This window comes from Acinetobacter suaedae, from assembly GCF_008630915.1.
Classification (GTDB): domain Bacteria; phylum Pseudomonadota; class Gammaproteobacteria; order Pseudomonadales; family Moraxellaceae; genus Acinetobacter; species Acinetobacter suaedae.
The window spans coordinates 205,700-220,612 of the sequence record NZ_CP043909.1; the positions used below are offsets into that span (position 1 = coordinate 205,700).

Sequence of the window (14,913 nt, forward strand, 5' to 3'; positions counted from 1 at the left end):
AATGAATTTAGATGATTTGAACTTGCTACGTAATTATACAGCTGAAATTAATGATGTAAATAGAATCATAGTGACAGCTTTTTTACGTAGTAATAATATTTTTTCTGTGAAAAATGAATATATTTCAAATTTATTTATTTTAGAAGGAGATTTTGATTATGATGTATTTTTAAGTTTTGGTTTGAATTTAAAAATACTAACATTTGATGATTTAATTAAAACTTTTGAATATATTATTTCGCCTATTGATAAGGTCGTCACAGGGGCAGTCTATACACCAGAAGTTATTAGAAATAATATCATTGATAATGTTATTCAAGGTGATGAATTGCTCTATAAGAAATTACTTATATGTGATCCTGCGTGTGGATGTGGTGGTTTTTTATTTTCGGCTGTAAAAAAGATAAAAGAAATAAATCCTAACCTTAGTTTTAGTGAGATATATAAAGATTTTATTTTTGGTTTGGATTTGAAGGAATATTCAGTCGAAAGAACAAAGATCTTATTACATCTTTTGGCTATAACTAGTGGAGAAGATTTATTAAATTTTGAATTTAATATTTTTTCCGGTAATGCGTTGAGTTTCGATTGGACTAGTGTATTAGATAGTTTTTCTGGGTTTGATATTGTTGTGGGAAATCCTCCATATGTTGCATCCCGTAATATAGATGATGAGTCATTGAAATTGTTAAAGCGTTGGGCTGTTTGTAGTACTGGACATCCTGACTTGTATATTCCTTTTTTTGAAATAGGGCTTGAAATTTTGAAGGAAAGAGGAGTTCTGGGCTTTATAACAATGAATACTTTTTTTAAGTCAATAAATGGAAGGGCGTTAAGACAATATTTTGGTGATAAAAAATATAAGTTATCTATAACTGATTTTGGGTCTATGCAGGTGTTCTTATCAAGAAATACATATACATGTATTTGTATTATTCAGAAAGAGATTTCTAAAGAAATTTATTATAGAAGGCTAATGGACTTCAAAAGCTTAAAATCAAAAAAATATTCGAAAATTCCTTATGATTCAATTAGTCATGGTTCTGGTTGGAACTTAAGCAATATTGGTGTGGTTAATGAAATTGAAAAAGTTGGAATGCAGCTTAAAGATCTTTATAAAGTTAGCAATGGTATTGCAACTTTAAAAAATAATGTTTATATCATAGATTATGTTAATGAAGATGAAACTAACTATATATTGAGTTGTGGCTCTAAAGTAGAGAAAAATATATGTGTTGATGTAATCAATCCAAATAAACTAATTGAGAATTCTAGTCTAGATGGTTTGAGGAAAAAAATAATTTTCCCTTATTTTTATAAGGATGGTGTTGCAAATATTATACCAGAGAATATTTTTAGGATGGATTATCCTAATGCATATTCATATTTGTTAACATATAAGAGTGAATTGGCGGGGCGAGATAAAGGTAAAAAGGAATATGAAGAGTGGTATGCTTATGGGCGGAAACAAGGGCTGGTTAAATACAAATATAAGTTGCTCTTTCCACATATAACACCAAAGATTCCTAATTATGTTGTTTCTGATCAAGAAGATCTTCTTTTTCATAATGGATTGGCTGTACTGTCAAATGAAAGAAAATCTCTAGAAATATTGCGGATTTTGATGAGCTCGAGATTATTTTGGTTTTATGTTGTAAATACTAGTAAGCCATATGGTTCTGGATATTTTTCATTAAGTAAAAATTATATTAAAACATTCGGCATATATCCATTTGATGAAAACCAAATAGAATTTTTATTAAGTGAGCCTGAACAATCAAAATTAGATGAATTTATTGAGGATTTATATGGTGTGAGTTTGAATTTTTAAATTTAGGTGTGTTTATTAAAATAATTTTATCTTTTTTAAGTTATTTTTTGATTCACAATTTATTAATCGGGTGGTAGAAAAACCATTGAGAATTAAATCTAATCCTTAGTGGTTTTATGATGTTTTTATATTTAGATGAGGTTCTTTTCTAAAAATACTCTGACTTAGAGATGGTGTTTTTAGTAGAGGTTTTTATTTTAAACTAATTAGGATTTTGAAGTAATAGTTTTATTTCTTAAAATATCTATAAAGTTAGACCACTCCTGCATCATCTTAATACGATAGTCTAAGTGTTGGGCGTGGTTATAAGCCTGAGAAACTGCATTACCTACCCGATGAGCTAATTGAATTTCAATCGCATCGTGCATATAGCCTTGTTCGTGTAGTGTTGTTGAGGCAAGCCTACGGAAGCCATGTCCAGTCATTTTTCCCATATAGCCCATTGTTCGAATTGCACTTAAAAGAGCATTATTGCTCAAAGGTTTGGCTTTACTATGGTTATAAAAACGAATTGCTTGTTACCTGTTATTGGTCTTAGTCCCTCAATTAACTCACGGCTGGTCTTGATAGAGGAATAATATGAGGTAATGTCATTTTCATTTTGTGTGCAGGAATGCGCCATAATTTTGTTTCAAAATTAATTTCATCCCATTTCATCTAATTCTTTCCCACAATAAGGGGATTGAAACGGATGCAATCGAATTCCTTGAGGCAATAAAAAAGCCTAAACCTTTCGATTTAAGCTTTCTCATTTCATGCAAACACATGAATATAAATCTTGGCGGTGAGAGAGGGATTCGAACCCTCGAAACGCTATAAACGTTTACACACTTTCCAGGCGTGCTCCTTCAGCCACTCGGACACCTCACCAAGGTGTGCGATAGTAACTAAAAAAAAGCCAGCTGCCAAGTTATCACCAAACAGATTTGCAGAAAAAGTTTTGTGCTAGTGGTAAGATGGCACGATCTCAAAGTTGATTTGATTGAAATATATGCAAAGTTCTGCAAAAAAAGCCGCATTGCCTGCACTAACATTGGCAGCCTTAGGGGTGGTCTTTGGAGACATTGGAACAAGTCCTTTATATGCGCTCAAAGAGTCATTCCATGCAGCGCATGGATTAGGGATCCAACCAGAAAATGTTTTAGGTATCTTATCTATTATTTTTTGGTGTCTCACTTTAATCATTAGTATTAAATACATTGCTGTTGTGATGCGAGCAGATAACAATGGTGAAGGCGGAATCATGGCCTTATTGGCTTTGAATCTAAGAAAAGCAAAAATTCCAGAAAGTAAAAAAATTTATTTGATTGCCATTGGGTTTATTGGCGCATCACTTTTCTTTGGTGATGGAATTATTACACCTGCAATTTCGGTCTTATCCGCAGTTGAAGGACTTTCAATTGCAACCAATGTGCTAGATCCTTTTATTGTGCCAATCGCAATTGCAATTGTAGTGACGCTGTTTATCATGCAGAAACATGGAACCGCCTTTGTGGGTAAGTTCTTTGGTCCAATTACCCTGATTTGGTTTTTATCTTTAGGGGTTTTAGGGATTGCTAGTATTATTCAAACCCCTATTGTTTTAGGGATGTTTAGTCCTCATTGGGCAATTCAATTTATTTATACTCACCCCGTGATGTCGTTTTTTATTATGGGCGCTGTAGTCTTGACTGTAACAGGCGGGGAAGCCTTGTATGCAGATATGGGACACTTTGGGCGTTTTCCAATCCGACTGGCGTGGTTTAGTATCGTATTACCTTGTTTATTGCTGAACTATGCGGGACAGGGCGCATTATTATTAAGAAATCCAAGTGCGATAGAAAATCCATTTTATTTGCTTGTGCCAAGCTGGGCGTTATACCCAATGATTGTACTGGCGACTATGGCAGCAGTAATTGCTTCTCAAGCAGTGATTTCAGGGGTTTTCTCACTTGCGCGTCAAGCGATTCAATTGGGTTATCTCCCTCGTTTGACGATTAAGCACACTTCAGAGTCAGAAGAAGGACAAATTTATGTACCTTTTTTAAACTGGTTGTTGTTGGCTGCAATTATTATATTAATCTTAATCTTCCAAAACAGTTCGAACTTGGCGAGTGCGTATGGTCTGGCTGTGACCTTAACGATGCTATGTGACACGATTTTAGTTGCAGTATTTATTTATTCTGCATGGAAATGGAGTCTGCCAAAAGTTCTTTTGTTGATCATTCCGTTTTTCATTATTGATATCATATTAGTAAGTGCAACCTCACTAAAAATGTTCTCTGGAGGGTGGGTGCCACTCTTAATCGGTGCGATTGCGGTTACGATTTTAATGACGTGGAAACGAGGTCGCGAAATTACTTTTGCCCGTTTAGAACACGATACTTTGCCTCTGGATCTATTTGTTAAAAGTATTGGCAATGAAGTACATTGGGTTTCTGGGGATGCGGTATTCCTGACAGGTACACCAAATGTTGTTCCTCATGCAATGTTGCATAATATCAAACATAATAAAGTGCTACATGAGCGAAATATCTTAGTTACAGTTGTGGTGCAAGATGTCCCTTATGTGCCACAAGAAGAACGCGTTGCTGTTGAGAAATTGGCAGATCATTTTTACCGAATTAAAATTTACTACGGGTTTAAAGATGAGCCGAATGTACCTAAAGCACTGAATCAGGCTTATGAGCAATTAGAGCTTGAATATGATTTGATGCAGATCAGCTTCTTTATTTCCCGTGATCGAATCATTGCCACAGTGGGGCAAGGGATGCGACCTTGGCGCGAAAAGTTGTTTATTTCGATGCAACGTAATACCAGCCCAGTCAGCGACTTTTATCAGATTCCAACCAACCGTGTGGTTGAGTTAGGAAGTCAGATCGAAATCTAAACTTGGATCGATAAAAATGGCACCCTCGGGTGCCATTTTTTATGTTTGATGATTGAATGCTCAGTTTTGCGACATAAGATGTCGTTCTAAGCCGCTGTTCAATGTACAGCAAGGGTTTGAATTGATAAGCTGCGCGTTCATGTGGATTTTGATGTGGTTATGGCAAGAAGAACGAGCAGGAAGAGTAAAGCGAAATTCGCTTTTTTGAGCCAAAATTTTGGAAAAATCGTATTAGCGGTGCTTGCAACGAGTAGTTTTGCGATTGCATTTGGTAATGAAAAAATTGCCAAATTTATTCCCTTGCAAAGCAGTAATCCCACTTGTTTAAAGCAATTTTATCGTGATGTTCCGCCTTTACTCAGCAAAGCCAGTTTGCAAAAAGACAGTTATGCACTGTGCTTTAATGATTTTAATGTGATGTATTCAGGGGTGTCCAAAACACCACTTTGGTCAGCAGCCTATCTGACCCCAGAACGTTTGAGTATCAAGATCAAACGTGAAGACAATTTCCATGAAGAAACACGCGTTGCAGAACGTCATCGTGCTTTGCTATCAGATTATCGTGGTTCAGGTTATGACCGTGGGCATATGGCGCCAAATGGCGATATGAATAATAAAGCTGCACAATACGATAGTTTTTCCTTGGCAAATATGGTACCGCAAGCGCCTAAAAATAATCAGGAAGTTTGGCGTAAAGTTGAGGAAGCGGTACGTGCAGTGGTGAGTAAACAGCATAAAGATGCTTATGTGATTACAGGCCCCGTGTTTGAAGGACAAAGACTAAAAACCATTGGCAATGGTGTCATTGTTCCAACCGCAGTTTATAAAGCGGTATATTTGCCGAAGCAGGGGATTATTGGGGCGTATTATGCTCCGAATAATAATTCGCTACAGGTAAAAGTAGTCAGTGTGTGTTATTTGGAAGAGAAATTAGGCATTAACTTATTTCCCCAATTAACAGAACAACAGAAGCGTAATGTCTATCAATTACCCACCTCAGCACAGCAGGTCAAAGCACAGAGTGAGTTGAAGTATTTGCATTGGGATGGTCAAAGCCAATGTGCAGAAGATGCCAGTGCAGACAGTATTCAAGCACAACAACGTCAGTTTACGAATAATTCAACGCTAACGGCTGAACGCCCAGTGTCATCAATTGATGAGGAAGCAAAGCAAGAAGTTATTCGACAGTTGGTGGATATGCTGGTGCAGTATTTTTTACAATTGTTGAGATAATGTAGGATCACTTGCAAAGCAAGAATGCGCAGCGCAGGCTATCTCAAATAAAATAACAATGTGAGGCTGAAATGTTTAAACCGTTTGAAAATGGCAATGAATCTTCGGCGATTGATGATCTGACTTTGGAAAATCAGGTGGATTGCGTCAGTTTGTATGGGAATTTGCAGATCACCAAAGATCAAGTGGGATTGCAAACAGCAAAAGCACTACAGCAGTTCGTCAATGATGTGGTCATCGCATTAGAGAAAGACGACTTACCCGAAAAGATTGAGCGTTTGCCTGAAAAGGAAATAGATAATCCATTTTTATAAGCACAATAAAAATGCCTCCTTTTAAAGGAGGCATTTTTTAATCATAAATCGTTGGAACTCAATCATGATTTAGTTATTTTCACGTCCAACCAATTTATAGATCACAGCACCAATCACGGCACCGATAATTGGAGCAACCCAGAATAGCCAAAGTTGACCTAACGCCGCTGTTTCAGCAAAGAAAGCAACCCCCGTACTACGTGCAGGGTTTACAGAGGTATTGGTCACTGGAATACTGATTAAGTGAATTAAGGTTAATGCCAAACCAATCGCGATAGGTGCAAAGCCAGCAGGTGCACGACGATCAGTTGCTCCCATAATGATGATTAAGAAGAATGCAGTTAATACCACTTCGATAATAAAGGCTGAGCCGAGTGAGAAATTATTTGGAGATAAATCACCAAAACCATTACTCGCGAAACCACCTGTACCAGCAAAGCCGGCTTGACCTTGTACAATAATGTAAAGTACTAAAGCTGCAACTGTTGCGCCAATCACTTGAGAAATAATATACGGTATAAGATCTTTTGCATCAAAACGACCACCTACCCATAAACCAACGCTGACAGCAGGGTTAAAATGTCCTCCAGAAATATGCCCAAATGCGTATGCGCCTGTTAATACAGTGAGACCGAATGCAAGTGCTACGCCTGCAAAGCCAATACCAAGTTCTGGATAAGCTGCTGCTAGGACAGCACTACCACAACCACCAAAAACAAGCCAAAAGGTTCCAAGAAATTCTGCTAAATATTTGTTCATTGTTATCACCAACACAGTTGTAAAAAAATAAAAAACGAAACATCCAAGACTTTATTATGGATATGTTTAACCCCTGTGAAAAATGTGAAGTATTTCACAGTGGTATATACGATCTTGTATAAATGGTTGAAAAAAAATGATCAGTTGAGAAAGCGTTAGTTCATTGGTAATTTTATTACAAATTGTAAATTATGTTGTTTTTCCGCCACTGTTGCGGTGTTTTTCCCGCCCAAAGCTTAAAAGCACGCTGAAAAGCACTTTGTTCTGAATAACAAAGCAATAAGGCGATTTCTTGCAGGCTAAGATGAGGGTTTTTTAAATATTCTGTTGCCAACATAAAGCGAACTTGCTGAACGCGTGCTTGAAATGTGGTGTCTTGTTGCTGCAAGTGTCGTTGAAGCTGTCGAACTGAAAGTCCAAGCTTTTCCGCAATACAGTCGATTTGGTATTGGTTCTTTTGCAGCCCTGTCAAAATGGCATGCTGTAAACGTTGGTCGAGCTGTGTAGAGTTTGGGAGCTTTTCCAATAAGGCTTGGGCTTGCTGCAATAACAATTGTTGTAGTGTGTGATCACCTGTTTTTAGTGGTTTAAATGCTTCGGACACAGGTAATAAAAGTTGTGTTTTAGGTTGGTCAAAGCGGACTTTGCAATGGAAGTACTGCTCATAAATATGAGTGTTTTTAGGTGCAATATTAACGAAATGTACCTCATGCAAATGAATTTGCTCACCTGACATGAATAATTTAAGAAACTGTACCATTAAGGCAATCGCAATTTCATCTGTAAGTTGGGTGGGGTGAGGCTCTGGTGCTTCCCAACGGATAGATGCATAAGGATGATCAAATTCTACAATGAGAGGGCTTCCGTCATAAATGAGACGATGGAAGTCATGATAGCGTGCTAAAGCTTCGCCTAGGTTTTCACACGACAGTGCTAAATAAGCAATGATCCCCAAATGTTTGGGTTGAACATAGGTGGCAATTTCGAGCCCTAAGGCGGTAGTGGGCTGTATGCGATTTAAGTCTTCGAGCAAATCTCGCCAAATGACATAATCGAATCGCTCTTGATTTTGAATGCGTTGTAATTGTTCTGGAATAGGAATATGTTTCGCCTCACAGTAGGCTTTTAACAAATGCCCCAAACCACCGAAAACAGAGCCTGTATAGTTTTTGAGTTGAGACATCCTGTCTGTTCCCATCTTGTCGTGTTTTGTCAATATTAATATATCGTATCGTCAATACTTCGCCTATAAAAATTTATATCTTAAATAAGAAGAAGGAAATATCAGGAGAAAACCATGTTAAAGGGGTTCATCGCAGGTTTGGCAGTTGCCAATGCATTTGAGTGGTTTGCACATAAATATATTTTGCATGGTGTCCATCGACCTGGGCAACCACGTTATAGCCCTGTACCAAAAAGCATGGAATCACACTGGGCACATCATCGTGAGGTACGAAAACAGGAGTTTTCGGATGAATGCTATGTACAAGGATTCGAACATTGGCGTACACGTAACGAAGTGATGTCATTGGCCGTTGTAGCTGGGGTCGCAAGTGTGGCGTTCTATCCATTTTCAAAAGGAATGTCGCTCGCTGCACTTTATAGCGCTGGGAATTATTATTATGTACATCGTCGTGCGCATTTAGAGCCAGACTGGGCAAGACGTACGATTCCTTGGCACTACGATCATCATATGAATTCAAATCAAGATGCCAATTGGTGTGTGACTCGACCATGGTTTGACTACGTCATGGGAACGCGGGTGGTATCTTCTGCTGACTTAAAAGAAGCTAATCCACTTGGCTTGCCATTGCCAGCGCCTATTTCTAAAGTACTAACGCAAGCGATTGAATCCATTTTCCCTGCTAAATGGGTGGAACAAAAGCCGAAACTTATCCCAGCTGTTGAGACCTCAGAGCAGCAATCAGTAGCTTAAATATGAAACAGAGTTGCTCGAGATACAGCAAGCAAGTTGGATGTTGTGTCGTGAAAGGTCGATAAAAAACCTCCCAAACGATCACGTTGGGAGGTTGCTGTTTTATCGCTTTAATGCTTATAAACGCATTTCAATACCTTGATCAGCCAGATATTGTTTCGCTTCTGGAATAGTATGTTGACCAAAGTGGAAAATAGAGGCTGCCAATACTGCATCAGCACCGCCTTTTAAAATACCATCAGCTAAGTGCTGTAAATTGCCAACACCACCTGAAGCAATGGTTGGAATGCTGACACGATCATTGATCTGACGCATCAAGGCAATGTCATAGCCTGCTTTGGTACCGTCAGCATCCATACTGGTAATTAACAATTCACCCGCACCGAAGTCTGCCATTTTGACTGCCCATTCAATTGCATCGATGCCTGTTGGTTTACGACCACCATGGGTAAAGATTTCCCACTTATTTTCACCTGTTTTCTTGGCGTCGATCGCAACCACGATGCATTGTGCACCAAAACGTTGTGATGCCTCTTGAACAAACTCAGGCGTAAACACTGCCGCCGAGTTAATACTCACTTTATCCGCACCTGCGTTGAGCAATAAGCGAATATCTTCAACCTTACGAACACCGCCGCCTACAGTTAAAGGAACAAAGACGCTTTCAGCCATTCGTTCTACGGTACGATAGGTAGTATCACGTCCATGATGGGTGGCGGTAATATCTAAAAAGGTAATTTCGTCGGCACCTTGTTCGTTATAACGACGAGCAACTTCTACAGGATCACCTGCATCACGAATATCAAGGAATTGAACGCCTTTGACGACTCGACCATTATCAACATCTAAGCAAGGGATAATACGTTTTGCGAGCATAAAATTTTCCAAAAAATCGCCAATAAAGAAAGGAGACCGACTTAGGTGCTACACCTTCATGGTGGGAAAGGGTATTCTATCAAACTTCACAGCTATTTTTTGCAGGTTTTCCATGTCGGTTTATACCCCGTTGAGTTTAGATGAAGTTCAAGCCTTTGCTGAGCCTTATGGTTTGGCAGTGATTGATCTGATTCCGATCCAAGGCGGTATCCAAAACACCAATTATTTTTTGGTGGATCAAACACAAAAGCAATATGTGTTAACGGTGTTTGAAGAGTTAGATGCGGAAGGTGCGGGTGAGTTGGTCCCTGTATTGGACTGTTTGGGTGAGGCAGGTGTTGCTGTCGCGGTGCCACTCAAGCACCATGGTCAAGCGATTCATAGTATTGCAAATAAACCCGCCCAAATTGCACCCCGTTTGATGGGCGTACATCCCGAAGATGCCACGATAGAACAGATTCAAGCGATCGCTCAAGCTCAAGCAAAAATGCATTTGGCTTTAAAAGATTTTCCTTTAGTGCGTGATTTTAATCGCAATCATCAGTATTGGACTGAAGTTGCTGAACAGTTGAAACCTCACATGAATCAAGCGGATCAGGACTTATTGGCGCAGGTTTTTCAACAATTTGCAGACATTACTCAGCAGCATCCAGATCGTCCAACAGGTTTTATTCATTCAGATTTGTTTCGAGACAATACGCTGTTTGAAGGCGATCAATTGCAGGGCATTTTAGATTTTTATGAGTTGAATCAGGATGAATGGCTATTTGATATTGCGATTAGTATCAATGACTTTTGTACTGCCTATCCGCAAGCTCATCTTGATCAAGCTAAAGCCGACGCGTTTTTGCAAGCTTATCAAACGATTCGTATGCTCACCCAAGATGAGAAAGCGTGTTTGAATGTATTTTTAGCGATGGCTGCATGCCGTTTTTGGAGTATGCGTTTGCAAGTTGCGCAAAAAAATGCCGAACATGGACGTACAGGTGGTGATATTTTGCAAAAAGATCCAATGGAAATGCGCATGATGTTGCAAGACCGTTTACAACAGATCACAGCTTAGGGAGACGTCATGCGAGATCAAGGTCGATTAGTTGAATGGTTTGATGAAAAAGGTTACGGTTTTATTCAACCCAATGATGCATTTAAAGATCGTGTTTTTTTACATATCAAAGACTTTGCTCGTCCTGGGCCTCGTCCTATCGTTGGTTGTGCGTTGGAATACCTTGTGATTTTGGATGAACGTGGGCGTTATCGTGCACAGCAAGTCACTTATTTGAAAGCATCGCAAGTGATTGAGCATAAGGCAGCACCGACCAAATCTCAGCAGAAACAGACATGGACACCGATGAAAATCGGAATCTTGGTTTATATCGGCTTTATGGTAATTGCGAGTTTAGCCAAATGGTTGCCGCCGTATAGCTTACTGTTTGTGAGTTTGATGAATGCATTAAGTTATTGGCTATATGCTCAAGATAAAGAAGCAGCGCAGTTGGGCAATCGTCGTGTACCTGAACAGACTTTACATATTGTCGATGCGCTGGGCGGATGGTGCGCTGGTTGGTATGCTCAGCAAAAACTGAGACATAAAACACAAAAACAACCGTTTCGTCAGATTTATTTCTGTACCATAGCTTTTCATATATTGTTGATATGTTGGTTAATTTCTCCTCTTAATGTTTTTTACTAAATTAAGGGGAGTTGGTTCGTACTGGAGAAATAAAAAATGAATTATTCTGTTGATCAAGATCCGAATCGCACCTTGACCTTAATTCTTTATGTTCTTTATATTATTGCGATTTTTACGGGCGGTTTGTTGGCAATCGTGGCTTTGATTATTAACTATGTCAAACGTCGTGATGTGCAAGGCTCAATTTTTGAGAGTCATTTTACATGGCAGATTCGCACTTTCTGGTGGTATCTGGCATGGAATATTATCGCCTTTATTCCGTTCCTTTTCCTGTTTTTTACAGGTGATAATCCGAACCTATTTGCAGGTGTTGCACTTTCTGCGGTTACATTCGCGTTTGCTGTGGTGTTCGTCGCATGGATTTGGATTGTTTATCGTGCCATTCGTGGTTTGATCGCTCTCAATGATAATAAACCGATGTATTCGTAAGTGATGGGGTTGATCACTGTTATACGATGGTGATTAACTTTATTTTAAACTTGTACTTATCTGTAAATAGCATTGTTATCTAAGTAAATGTTTACATATTAAAATTTTAATTTTTCAATTGATTTTCCACATGTGTGGGTGAGGGAGATAGATCAATATGAGTCATACAGTTGATCAAAAAGCAAATCGTACATTGACCTATATTTTGTATATTTTTTATATTGTTGCGTGTTTCACGGGTGGTGTTCTTGCAATTGTTGCTGTAGTGCTAAATTACATTAAGCGTAAAGATGTGAAAGGAACAATTTTAGAAAGCCATTTTAAATGGCAAATTCGCACGTTTTGGTGGTATCTCTTTTGGAATTTATCCGCACTATTCTTATTTGCATTCTTTTTGTGGTTCGGACATGATTTTCTGTCAGATAGTGTAGCCACAGGTGTCTTTATAGGTTTCTTGAGTGTTATTGCTTTTTCATTGGCTTGGGTTGTATACCGTGGGATTAATGGTTTACTGTGTTTATATGATAATGTTCCGATGTACAAATCAGTAGAATGAAATATGCTCATAGAGTATGTGTATTTAAATATTAAGCCAAATCAAAGTCGGGCTTTTGAAGCCGCATTTCAAACTGAATAGACAGAGAGCTTTTTAGCTCTCTTTTTTACTTTCAAAGAATTTAAATTTCAATTCACTGACCAATACGCCTAGAACTACGAGTAATCCACCAAACAAAGCCAATAGTGGTAAACGTTCACCGGCAATGCGTCCAAATAACCCTGCCCAAACGGGTTCACCCGCATAAATGATCGCAGCACGTGTTGGATCAACCATTTTTTGCGCCCAGTTCATGACAAATTGAATCAATGCGCTTGCAAGTCCTAAGCCAACGGCAATAAAGACCAGTGGCCATGAAAATGCAGGAAGCTGATGTTCACCCACGAGTGGCATGCAAGCAAATGATAAAACAGAGGCAACGATGAGTTGAACAACAGTGACACGTCTTAAATTGACCTTGCCAGCAAAAAAGCCAATCAAGATAATTTCTAAGGCAATCACAAATGCACAGATCAAGGTCAGGACTTGTCCATAACTCAAGGTGATACTCGAAAAACCATTACCGGTTAGCAACACCAAACCGATAAATGCCAAGGCTGTGCCGATCCATGTCATCAAAGAAGGACGCTTCTGAAAAATAATCCACATTAAAATTGGAACCAAGGGGACATACAATGCCGTCAAAAAGGCGGATTCACTACTGAGTATACTTTGCAAACCAATGGTTTGTGTTCCATAGCCAATTGCGATCATGACTCCAATTGCTGTACCTGCAAAGGTTTCTTTTAAGGTTAAGCCTGTCATTGATTTTAATGAAATCAGGAGAATTGCGAATGCCGCCACTGCAAAGCGACAGCCAACAAAAAACATTGGCGTACTAAAATTCAGTGCATATTGCACCGCTAGAAATGTCCCGCCCCAAATGACGGTAATCAAAATCAGCGCCATTTGGGGAAGATAAGAGTTAGATTTTTGCATGTGTTCCATATTTATCAATCATGATTGAACTGGCTTCATTCAACCCTCGTACTGTGACATTGACCCCGTTTCTTTGGAACTTATTGACCACAGAATCCAACATTGCCACAGAGGTGACATCCCAAATATGAGAATGGGTTAAATCAATAATGACGTCATTGATATTTTCTTTAAAGTCAAAACCCTGCATGAACTTTTCTGCGGAGCTGAAAAAGATCTGTCCTTTGAGATCATAAACACGGGTTGAGCCTTCGAGGTGGCGTTCTACACGAATATCATTTTCCAATTTATTGGCAAGGAACAAGGCAGAAAGCAGCACACCAGTAAGTACCCCAAGTGCAAGATTATGGGTTGCCACAACAACGATCACGGTTGCGATCATCACAATGTTACTGCTTTGCGGATTTTCTTTAAAACTGGTGAGCGACTTCCATTCAAAGGTACTGATTGAGACCATAATCATGACAGCAACCAAGGCAGCCATTGGAATAACTCTCAGCCAATCACTAATAAATACCACCAGAATCAGAAGGAAAACACCTGCTGAGAATGTAGATAATCGTGTTAAACCACCTGATTTTACGTTAATCATGGATTGACCAATCATGGCACATCCCGCCATACCCCCCATAAAGCCCGAAGCAATATTGGCAATACCTTGACCTTTACATTCTTGGAATTTATCACTCGGCGTATCTGTCATTTCGTCCACAATCGTGGCAGTCATCATCGACTCAAGTAAACCCACGGCTGCAAGTGCAATTGAATAGGGCAAGATGATCGTCAATGTTTCAAGGTTTAAAGGGATATCAGGTAACAAAAACACGGGAAGGGTATCTGGTAATTGCCCCATATCCCCAACGGTGCGAACATCAATACCGAAGCTAATCGCGATCAGGGTAATGATGATGATACACATCAATGGAGAAGGAATTAATTTGCCGATTTTAGGCAGTAAAGGAAATAAATAGATGATTGCTAAACCAAATGCAACTAAGGCGTATACATACCAAGTCACATTAATCAGTTCAGGAAGCTGTGCCATAAAAATGAGAATAGCAAGCGCATTCACAAAGCCAATCACCACTGATTTAGAGACAAATCGCATTAACTTTGCCAGTTTTAAATAACCCGCAATGATTTGAATCACCCCTGTCAGGATGGTGGCAGCAAGTAAATATTCTAAACCATGCTCTTTGACTAAAGTGACCATAAGTAAGGCCATTGCACCTGTGGCAGCGGAGATCATGCCCGGTCTTCCGCCGACAAATGAGATGACGACTGCGATACAAAAAGAAGCGTATAAACCAATTTTGGGATCGACACCCGCGATGATGGAAAATGCAATCGCTTCAGGGATCAGCGCCAAGCCGACCACAAGACCCGCCAGCACATCGCCACGGATATTAGAGAACCATTGTTCTCGTACGTTGGAAAACATA

At 39.1% G+C, this 14,913-nt stretch carries 14 protein-coding genes, 1 tRNA gene and 1 pseudogene; 9 read left to right on the forward strand and 7 right to left on the reverse strand.

The window, feature by feature from the left end; genetic code table 11:
- The first annotated feature begins 1 nt into the window (after position 1).
- Positions 2–1,831: an Eco57I restriction-modification methylase domain-containing protein gene (locus tag F2A31_RS00955; protein WP_150024800.1), complete on the forward strand. Its 1,830-nt coding sequence runs from the start codon at positions 2–4 to the stop codon at positions 1,829–1,831.
- Positions 1,832–2,037: 206 nt separating this feature from the next.
- On the opposite strand, the pseudogene F2A31_RS00960 reads toward F2A31_RS00955, so the two are convergent.
- Positions 2,038–2,488: pseudogene (locus F2A31_RS00960) on the reverse strand (tyrosine-type recombinase/integrase); the annotation flags it as partial.
- A gap of 122 nt (positions 2,489–2,610) precedes the next feature.
- Positions 2,611–2,701 (reverse strand) — tRNA-Ser (locus F2A31_RS00965).
- 121 nt (positions 2,702–2,822) lie between these two features.
- On the opposite strand from F2A31_RS00965, the gene F2A31_RS00970 reads away from it, so the two are divergent.
- From F2A31_RS00970 to F2A31_RS00980, 3 genes are all read left to right on the forward strand, one after another.
- Positions 2,823–4,700 (forward strand): potassium transporter Kup, encoded by a 1,878-nt coding sequence (locus F2A31_RS00970; protein ID WP_150024801.1) that lies wholly within the window; start codon positions 2,823–2,825, stop codon positions 4,698–4,700.
- Positions 4,701–4,859: 159 nt separating this feature from the next.
- Positions 4,860–5,933 carry a DNA/RNA non-specific endonuclease gene (locus F2A31_RS00975; protein WP_150024802.1) on the forward strand — a complete coding sequence of 358 codons (1,074 nt, stop codon included), beginning with the start codon at positions 4,860–4,862 and terminating at the stop codon, positions 5,931–5,933.
- Between the two features lie 71 nt (positions 5,934–6,004).
- Positions 6,005–6,247, forward strand: coding sequence for a hypothetical protein (locus tag F2A31_RS00980; protein WP_004641447.1), 243 nt, complete (start codon positions 6,005–6,007; stop codon positions 6,245–6,247).
- 69 nt (positions 6,248–6,316) lie between these two features.
- On the opposite strand, the gene aqpZ is transcribed toward F2A31_RS00980, so the two are convergent.
- Complete coding sequence (gene aqpZ / locus F2A31_RS00985) at positions 6,317–7,006, reverse strand: aquaporin Z (protein ID WP_150024803.1); 690 nt, start codon at positions 7,004–7,006, stop codon at positions 6,317–6,319.
- A 175-nt stretch (positions 7,007–7,181) separates the two neighbouring features.
- Positions 7,182–8,189, reverse strand: coding sequence for an AraC family transcriptional regulator (locus tag F2A31_RS00990; RefSeq protein WP_150024804.1), 1,008 nt, complete (start codon positions 8,187–8,189; stop codon positions 7,182–7,184).
- Between the two features lie 114 nt (positions 8,190–8,303).
- On the opposite strand from F2A31_RS00990, the gene F2A31_RS00995 reads away from it, so the two are divergent.
- Positions 8,304–8,942, forward strand: a complete 639-nt coding sequence (locus F2A31_RS00995) for a sterol desaturase family protein (RefSeq protein WP_150024805.1) — start codon at positions 8,304–8,306, stop codon at positions 8,940–8,942.
- A gap of 117 nt (positions 8,943–9,059) precedes the next feature.
- On the opposite strand, the gene hisF is transcribed toward F2A31_RS00995, so the two are convergent.
- Positions 9,060–9,818, reverse strand: a complete 759-nt coding sequence (hisF, locus tag F2A31_RS01000) for an imidazole glycerol phosphate synthase subunit HisF (RefSeq protein ID WP_150024806.1) — start codon at positions 9,816–9,818, stop codon at positions 9,060–9,062.
- 112 nt (positions 9,819–9,930) lie between these two features.
- On the opposite strand from hisF, the gene F2A31_RS01005 reads away from it, so the two are divergent.
- From F2A31_RS01005 to F2A31_RS01020, 4 genes are all read left to right on the forward strand, one after another.
- Positions 9,931–10,881, forward strand: a complete 951-nt coding sequence (locus F2A31_RS01005; RefSeq protein WP_150024807.1) for a homoserine kinase — start codon at positions 9,931–9,933, stop codon at positions 10,879–10,881.
- A gap of 9 nt (positions 10,882–10,890) precedes the next feature.
- Entirely contained in the window at positions 10,891–11,508 is a 618-nt protein-coding gene (locus F2A31_RS01010) for a DUF1294 domain-containing protein (protein WP_005087088.1), read from the forward strand.
- A gap of 36 nt (positions 11,509–11,544) precedes the next feature.
- Positions 11,545–11,937 carry a DUF4870 family protein gene (locus F2A31_RS01015; protein ID WP_150024808.1) on the forward strand — a complete coding sequence of 131 codons (393 nt, stop codon included), beginning with the start codon at positions 11,545–11,547 and terminating at the stop codon, positions 11,935–11,937.
- 157 nt (positions 11,938–12,094) lie between these two features.
- Entirely contained in the window at positions 12,095–12,493 is a 399-nt protein-coding gene (locus F2A31_RS01020) for a DUF4870 family protein (RefSeq protein WP_150024809.1), read from the forward strand.
- Between the two features lie 93 nt (positions 12,494–12,586).
- On the opposite strand, the gene F2A31_RS01025 is transcribed toward F2A31_RS01020, so the two are convergent.
- Entirely contained in the window at positions 12,587–13,471 is an 885-nt protein-coding gene (locus F2A31_RS01025; protein ID WP_150024810.1) for a DMT family transporter, read from the reverse strand.
- Entirely contained in the window at positions 13,458–14,912 is a 1,455-nt protein-coding gene (locus tag F2A31_RS01030; protein ID WP_150024811.1) for a SulP family inorganic anion transporter, read from the reverse strand. Before F2A31_RS01030 ends, F2A31_RS01025 begins: the two co-directional genes overlap by 14 nt.
- Position 14,913 lies beyond the last annotated feature (1 nt).

Coding starts and splice junctions, on each gene's coding strand:
- aqpZ (WP_150024803.1), bottom strand. CDS start 7,006: ATGAACAAATATTTAGCAGAATTTCTTGGAACCTTTTGGCTTGTTTTT.
- hisF (WP_150024806.1), bottom strand. CDS start 9,818: ATGCTCGCAAAACGTATTATCCCTTGCTTAGATGTTGATAATGGTCGA.
- F2A31_RS00980 (WP_004641447.1), top strand. CDS start 6,005: ATGTTTAAACCGTTTGAAAATGGCAATGAATCTTCGGCGATTGATGAT.
- F2A31_RS01010 (WP_005087088.1), top strand. CDS start 10,891: ATGCGAGATCAAGGTCGATTAGTTGAATGGTTTGATGAAAAAGGTTAC.
- F2A31_RS00970 (WP_150024801.1), top strand. CDS start 2,823: ATGCAAAGTTCTGCAAAAAAAGCCGCATTGCCTGCACTAACATTGGCA.
- F2A31_RS00955 (WP_150024800.1), top strand. CDS start 2: ATGAATTTAGATGATTTGAACTTGCTACGTAATTATACAGCTGAAATT.
- F2A31_RS00990 (WP_150024804.1), bottom strand. CDS start 8,189: ATGTCTCAACTCAAAAACTATACAGGCTCTGTTTTCGGTGGTTTGGGG.
- F2A31_RS00975 (WP_150024802.1), top strand. CDS start 4,860: ATGGCAAGAAGAACGAGCAGGAAGAGTAAAGCGAAATTCGCTTTTTTG.
- F2A31_RS00995 (WP_150024805.1), top strand. CDS start 8,304: ATGTTAAAGGGGTTCATCGCAGGTTTGGCAGTTGCCAATGCATTTGAG.
- F2A31_RS01025 (WP_150024810.1), bottom strand. CDS start 13,471: ATGCAAAAATCTAACTCTTATCTTCCCCAAATGGCGCTGATTTTGATT.
- F2A31_RS01005 (WP_150024807.1), top strand. CDS start 9,931: ATGTCGGTTTATACCCCGTTGAGTTTAGATGAAGTTCAAGCCTTTGCT.
- F2A31_RS01030 (WP_150024811.1), bottom strand. CDS start 14,912: ATGTTTTCCAACGTACGAGAACAATGGTTCTCTAATATCCGTGGCGAT.
- F2A31_RS01020 (WP_150024809.1), top strand. CDS start 12,095: ATGAGTCATACAGTTGATCAAAAAGCAAATCGTACATTGACCTATATT.
- F2A31_RS01015 (WP_150024808.1), top strand. CDS start 11,545: ATGAATTATTCTGTTGATCAAGATCCGAATCGCACCTTGACCTTAATT.